The following is a 6,349-nucleotide window of genomic DNA, read 5'->3' on the forward strand; positions in this document are numbered from 1 at the left end:
GGCAGGTTCGGACCACTTGGTGCGTGCCTACCACCACACGTATGGCTTGCCGGTCGTGACGACCAACTGCTCGAATAACTATGGGCCGTATCAATTCCCCGAAAAGCTCATCCCGCTGATGATCGCCAATGCGCTAAGCGGCAAGCCGCTGCCGGTGTATGGCGACGGCCAGAATGTACGCGACTGGCTATATGTCGGCGATCATTGCAGCGCCATTCGTGAAGTCCTCGCACGCGGAAAGCCGGGTGAAACGTACAACGTCGGTGGCTGGAACGAGAAGAAAAACCTTGAAGTCGTGCATACGCTCTGCGATTTGCTCGACCGGTTCAAGCCGAAGCCGAACGGTTCTTATCGCGATCAGATTACGTACGTGACGGATCGGCCGGGACATGACCGGCGTTACGCCATCGATGCACGCAAGCTCGAACGCGAACTCGGATGGAAGCCGGCGGAGACGTTCGAAACCGGCCTTGCGAAGACCGTCCAGTGGTATCTCGACAATCAGGAATGGGCTGATGACGTGGCTTCCGGTGACTACCTGAAGTGGGTCGAAACCAACTATGCGCAGCGTGCGCACCACTAACTATCAGGAACTGACCATGGCGCGCAAAGGCATCATCCTCGCCGGCGGTTCGGGCACGCGGCTCTATCCGATTACGCACGTTGTATCGAAGCAGCTTCTGCCCGTGTACGACAAGCCGATGATCTACTACCCGCTATCCACGCTCATGATCGCCGGCATTCGGGACGTATTGATCATCTCCACCCCGCAAGACACACCGCGTTTCGAAGCAATGCTCGGCGACGGCAGCCAATGGGGCATGAATATTTGCTACGAAGTGCAGCCCTCGCCCGATGGATTGGCGCAGGCGTTTATTATCGGCAAGGATTTTATTGGCAATGATCCGTCGGCGCTGATTCTCGGTGACAACATCTTCTATGGCCACGACCTTGGACGGCAACTTGAGGCGGCTAACGCCCGGACCGATTGCTCCACGATTTTCGCGTATCACGTGCAGGATCCGGAGCGCTACGGCGTGGTTGAATTCGACAAGAATTTTCGCGCGTTATCGATAGAAGAAAAGCCTTTGAAGCCGCGCTCGAATTACGCGGTGACGGGTCTTTACTTCTACGACAACACCGTCTGCGATATCGCCGCCGACATCAAGCCATCGCCACGCGGTGAACTCGAAATCACGGACGTCAATTCGCGCTATCTCGAGCAGGAAAAACTCAACGTTGAGATCATGGGGCGCGGCTTTGCATGGCTCGATACCGGCACGCACGATTCGCTGATTGAAGCCGCCACGTTTATCGCGACGCTGCAAAAGCGGCAAGGCTTGGTCGTCGCGTGTCCGGAGGAAATTGCTTACCGCCGCGCGTGGATCGACGACGAACAATTGCTCAAGCTTGCCAAGCCGCTTTCCAAGAACGCTTATGGCCAGTACCTTCTCAACCTTCCCAACGATCAAGTCGCATGGCCATCCAAGTAACCACTAGCGCGTTGCGCGACGTGAAGATCATCGAACCGAAGGTATTTGGCGATACCCGGGGCTACTTCTACGAAAGCTTCAACGAACGTGAGTTCGCGGAGCAGGTGGGAGTCGACGTTCGGTTCGTGCAGGACAACCATTCTCGTTCGGCAAAGGGCGTGTTGCGCGGCCTGCACTATCAGATCGAGCACGCGCAGGGGAAACTCGTACGCGTGATGGAAGGCGAGGTGTTCGATGTCGCCGTCGATATCCGCAAAAGCTCACCGGATTTTGGCAAGTGGACGGGCCTCCATTTGTCGGCGGAGAATCGACGGCAGGTGTGGGTGCCCCCAGGATTTGCGCATGGGTTCGTGGTGTTGTCAGAGGCAGCGCAGTTTCTCTATAAGACGACCGATTACTGGTATCCGGAGCACGAGCGCAGCATTGTCTGGAACGATCCGGAGATCGGTATCGATTGGTCGATTGATTTCGAGCCTTTGCTCGCAGCGAAGGATGCTGCCGGCAAGCGGCTGTCGCAAGCCGACCATTTCGCGTGAGGGGACTTGAATGAGCACGCGAAAGCAAGCGACCATTTTGCTGACCGGCGTCAATGGTCAGGTTGGGTTCGAGCTGGCGCGCAGTCTTCAGGGACTCGGAAGGGTAGTTGCGCTCGATCGCAGCCGCCTCGATCTCGACGACCTCGATCAGGTGAGACGCGTTGTGCGCGACGAGAAGCCGTCATTGATCGTCAATCCCGCTGCGTACACCGCCGTCGATAAAGCCGAAACCGACGCAACTGCATGCATGCGTTCGAACGCGGACGCGCCGGGTGTGCTGGCCGAGGAGGCGCGGCGATCGGGTGCGGCGCTGGTTCACTACTCGACCGATTACGTTTTTGACGGCACGAAAGAGGTCGCGTACGTTGAGGACGATGCGGTGAATCCGCAGAACGTTTACGGCAAGAGCAAGCTGGCCGGCGAGCAGGCGATCGCGGCTTCGGGTTGTAATCATCTGATATTTCGAACGAGCTGGGTGTACGGCACACGCGGCAAGAACTTCTTGCGCACGATGTTGCGGCTTGGCGCAGAGCGTAACGAGTTGAGTGTCGTCGCGGATCAGTTCGGCGCGCCCACCTGGGCGAACACGATCGCCGCATTATCCGCAGGGATTCTGGCTCAGGCTCTGATTGGCCCCGGCGAATGGTGGTCTACCCACTCGGGCGTGTATCACCTGACGGCGTCAGGATCGACGTCGTGGGCGGGTTTTGCCCAAGCCATCTTCGATCACTCAGTGCTCGAAAAGAAGCCTTTGGTCAAGCCGATTCCGGCCGCTTCGTATCCGACACCTGCTGCCAGGCCCGCAAACTCGCGGATGTCAAATGAGAAATTATTTGCGGCATTTGGGATTAGGGCGCCGGAGTGGGACGAAGCGCTTCGCCTCTGTATGGCAATGATAAAGGACGGTTGAGAGCGATCTGGTTCGAACCGCAAGCATTCGCCCCCTTCATGCGTCGGACGGATAAATTGTCGACCCAAGCCATCTAATTCCAATAGCGTCTGAATTCTCGTGAAACCCATCGAGCAGGTCGCCAAGAATGCGGCGACCATCGATATACAACTCGACACCTTCGGACGTCCTCTTAAAGCAAATACTTCCCGTCAGAGGAATATTCGCGATCGCCGTCTCAGCGAGTCCGGTCCATGATCGACCGTCGTGATTCCATCGGCTGATCGTAGCGGCGGTTTCTCCCACCCGTTGAATGAGTAGCGCGTCCATGTCGGAATCTCCGCCGTGACCGCGATATGCAATGACCGCAACATGCGACTGTCCCGCACGATGATCCAGCGAGTACGAAAAATCGAGCTTGTTTTTCGCCCGGTTTTCGGGCCGTTGGATTAGCAGGCACAAGTCGTCCGGTCGCGCTGCCTGACCGTTGGTTTCTCTCGGGGCCGGCGAGCCGCACGTCAGATGAAACGCGGCCCAGGATTTGCGCAGAACCCTGGCGCGAACGGAGGCGGCGAGGCGTTCAGCCGCGATCACGTTGCGTTGATCGCGCATGAGAAGCGCGTCGATTCCGGCAAAAGGATGGCCGTGATGCGCTTCGTCTGCGACGCTGAGCAATCGCACCTCGTGCACCGCGCCATACGCGCCGAGACAAAAGTAGTCGAGCGCTCGCCATGTCTTTCGGTCCAACAGCCAAAGGCCGCTAAGAGAGTGACGGCGAGACGCGCGACCGGTTATCTGGCTCTCGCCGACCAGAACGAAATCGGCCGATGCTGCCAGCCCACGGGTGTAGATTTTGCTGCCCGATTCCCATACCGCGCTGTCGCTGTTCAAGTCGATCAATGCCCCTGCGTCGCTGTGACAGGCAATGCGCTGGCCGTCATCCGTGACCCAGATGTTGTGAATGCCCGTACGGTTCTTGATGGGTTCCAACGATAGCAATTCGAGATCTGGAAAGCTGAACGTTGCCAACGCGGAACCCTTTGTGTGCCGATGCGCAATTGCGTACAGCACATTGTTCGTCTCGAACAGCGAATTGAGATGGTCTCCGGGTGCGTCATCGGTCGATAGCCTGTCCCATCTTGCACTGCCGGGGATCCGTGTTTCCTGCAACAGGGTGGGCCTGGTAGTGTCGTAGATCGATATGGAATTACGGCCGGTGTTCGTGCAAACAATCCGGTTATCGGACGAGAAAACAATTTGATGTGGTTGTGAAAGAAACGGCTGAGACGTAAATGCACCTTCTGAGATAACACCCACTTCAGATTGAGCATATGAAGTGATATCTTTTAGTGCATTATTGTCGAGCATTGAATGCGAAAGAATCAAATCCCGGGCGTTCGGGCGCCATGTAATACCATAATATTCCGATCGATCGCACTCGATTGGCGTAACAGTTTTCGAATTCAACTCGATCAGTAAAAGCGCGCACGTCGTGGCAACTATGGCATAGGTAGAATTACCGGCGGGAAGCATTTTAAATCCATTATCCGTAAGCATTTTTTTCGCCAGCGAAAATTAATATGTTGCACATTTCGCAAGGACTAGTTCGGTTAGCAGCCGTGCAGATTCCTCTGCCGGCAGCATGCCGGTGTTGAGAACGAGCGACGGTGCGAGCGGCGCTTCATAGCGGGAAGACACGCCCGTGAAGCCCGGGATTTCGCCACGTTTGGCGCGCGCATAATGGCCTTTCGGATCGCGCTGCTCGCAAACTGCGGACTCGCAACAACAATAAACTTCAAGGAAGTCTGCCGCGCCGACCAGTTGCTTCGCGTGATCCCTTGCTTGCCGATGCGGCGACACAAGCGCAACAATCACAACGACCCCGTTTTCAAGGAACAATCGTGCCGTCTCAGCGACGCGACGGACGTTTTCATCGCGATCGGCCTCTGAGAAACCAAGATCGGCGCACAAGCCGAGGCGCATGTTGTCCCCGTCCAGAATGGCGGTTCGCATGCCACACGCATGAAGGGCACGCTCCGTCGAATTCGCGATCGTCGACTTGCCGGAGCTCGGCTGGCCGGTCAACCAGACCACCATGCCGCGATGCCCGTTCGCCGATTCGCGATGCGTCCTTGTAACGTCCGATGCCTGCCGAACGAGGTCAGTGCCGAGTACTGGATACGCGATTTCACGGTCTACATGACGTTTCATGATTGTTCCCGTTCAAGTCTTATCGCAGCATAAACGTGCGCGATGGGATTTGCAGCAATTTAACGGCCAACATGGCTTGCATGCGTGCGGTGTCGCGCGTATTCAACGAGAAACGAGAGCACGGCCAGAACGCTTGCGGCTCTGCGCATTTTTCTCGGAAGCGATGCATTAAGGTGATTGACGGTTCAATAGTTCATACGTATGGACTTTCGCCTAGGGAAAGTACTTGGGTGATGGAAACGCGACAGTCGCTCGACCAAAGTTTGAAGGAATCAACATCATAGGGTAGGTTCCATTGCCGGAAGTAACTGAATCGAGCATGCAACAAAATGAGGCGTCGTGGAAGCGGTGATATCGAAACGTATTCGAAATTTCACAAATCGATTCAAGCGTTGTACGCATTTCAGCGGCATTAAATTAGATTGATTCTGGACAAGGTTTGTCGCGATGGCGTGAAGCGCTCCCAGTGTTTCTACGCAAAACGCGTATGTTATTCCACACGTTGCCGGGATGCCAAAACGTGTGGCAACTCCGCAACGCGCACCAGCATCGTCCCGGATGAGCGGCAATGTCCCGTCGAACTGGGGACGGAACGCTTGCGTGCTCTAGCGCGGGCAAGCCCAGACGGGCTTGGACCACCGGGGCGCAGACCGCCCGAGATTGTTTCGGGACCTTCCATACGCTTAGGACTTTGTGTCAAGTTGTTCGCTCGCTTTGGCTTGGTCTCCCATCGTCTCTATACTGGGCGCCGACAGCGGTTCAATCCGCACTGCACGGTTTCATAAGCTTCGTACAAATCAAGCCGTTTATTTTCTTCCACTATGGCTAACGTTTCTTTGCAGCCGATCAAATTTTTATGATTTTTTGTGAATCTACAATCGATGAGCGAAGTCTCAGCGCGTCTTCATGACGCCGATTAGCGTTCACTACCCTTTTAGCCGATGTTGGCGGAATGTCGTGGTTCGCAGCCCGAAGCGCACGGACCATGCGCCGTACTTGACGGGCGGGCATTGTTGTTGCAACCCAGTGTTTTTTTGGACTGGACTTGGGCGGATTCCCGACAAGTCGACTCGGTTACAATTGAGGGATTGTTAGCATTTTCTCCATCGCGCACGGTCGTGTGTATCGCGCCGATGGGTTTTACTCAAAGGAGATGGAATTGACGAGCGCAGTAGTTACTGGCATCACAGGGCAGGACGGGGCATATCTGACGCAATTGC

At 55.9% G+C, this 6,349-nt stretch carries 6 protein-coding genes; 4 read left to right on the forward strand and 2 right to left on the reverse strand.

Annotation, left to right across the window (positions count from 1 at the left end; all coding sequences use genetic code 11):
* The 4 genes from WCA53_RS04500 to rfbD form a co-directional block, all read left to right on the forward strand.
* Positions 1-583 (forward strand): dTDP-glucose 4,6-dehydratase (locus WCA53_RS04500; protein WP_423905991.1); only part of this gene is annotated, 583 nt, incomplete at its 5' end.
* A 16-nt stretch (positions 584-599) separates the two neighbouring features.
* Positions 600-1,493, forward strand: a complete 894-nt coding sequence (gene rfbA, locus WCA53_RS04505; protein ID WP_423906007.1) for a glucose-1-phosphate thymidylyltransferase RfbA — start codon at positions 600-602, stop codon at positions 1,491-1,493.
* A complete protein-coding gene (gene rfbC / locus WCA53_RS04510) occupies positions 1,478-2,029 on the forward strand; it encodes a dTDP-4-dehydrorhamnose 3,5-epimerase (protein ID WP_423905995.1) in 552 nt (183 codons plus the stop codon). Before rfbA ends, rfbC begins: the two co-directional genes overlap by 16 nt.
* Positions 2,030-2,039: 10 nt before the next feature.
* Positions 2,040-2,939 carry a dTDP-4-dehydrorhamnose reductase gene (gene rfbD, locus WCA53_RS04515; protein ID WP_423905998.1) on the forward strand — a complete coding sequence of 300 codons (900 nt, stop codon included), beginning with the start codon at positions 2,040-2,042 and terminating at the stop codon, positions 2,937-2,939.
* Positions 2,940-2,975: 36 nt separating this feature from the next.
* Here rfbD and WCA53_RS04520 read toward each other — a convergent pair whose 3' ends face one another.
* Both WCA53_RS04520 and cysC read right to left on the reverse strand, forming a co-directional pair.
* Entirely contained in the window at positions 2,976-4,088 is a 1,113-nt protein-coding gene (locus WCA53_RS04520) for a hypothetical protein (protein ID WP_423906000.1), read from the reverse strand.
* Between the two features lie 405 nt (positions 4,089-4,493).
* The gene (gene cysC / locus WCA53_RS04525) at positions 4,494-5,129 is read right to left on the reverse strand and encodes an adenylyl-sulfate kinase (RefSeq protein WP_423906003.1); all 636 of its coding nucleotides are present in this window, start codon (positions 5,127-5,129) and stop codon (positions 4,494-4,496) included.
* Between the last annotated feature and the right edge of the window lie 1,220 nt (positions 5,130-6,349).

It is taken from the genome of Caballeronia sp., assembly GCF_049581465.1.
GTDB lineage: Bacteria > Pseudomonadota > Gammaproteobacteria > Burkholderiales > Burkholderiaceae > Caballeronia.

Coding starts and splice junctions, on each gene's coding strand:
- rfbA (WP_423906007.1), top strand. CDS start 600: ATGGCGCGCAAAGGCATCATCCTCGCCGGCGGTTCGGGCACGCGGCTC.
- rfbC (WP_423905995.1), top strand. CDS start 1,478: ATGGCCATCCAAGTAACCACTAGCGCGTTGCGCGACGTGAAGATCATC.
- rfbD (WP_423905998.1), top strand. CDS start 2,040: ATGAGCACGCGAAAGCAAGCGACCATTTTGCTGACCGGCGTCAATGGT.
- cysC (WP_423906003.1), bottom strand. CDS start 5,129: ATGAAACGTCATGTAGACCGTGAAATCGCGTATCCAGTACTCGGCACT.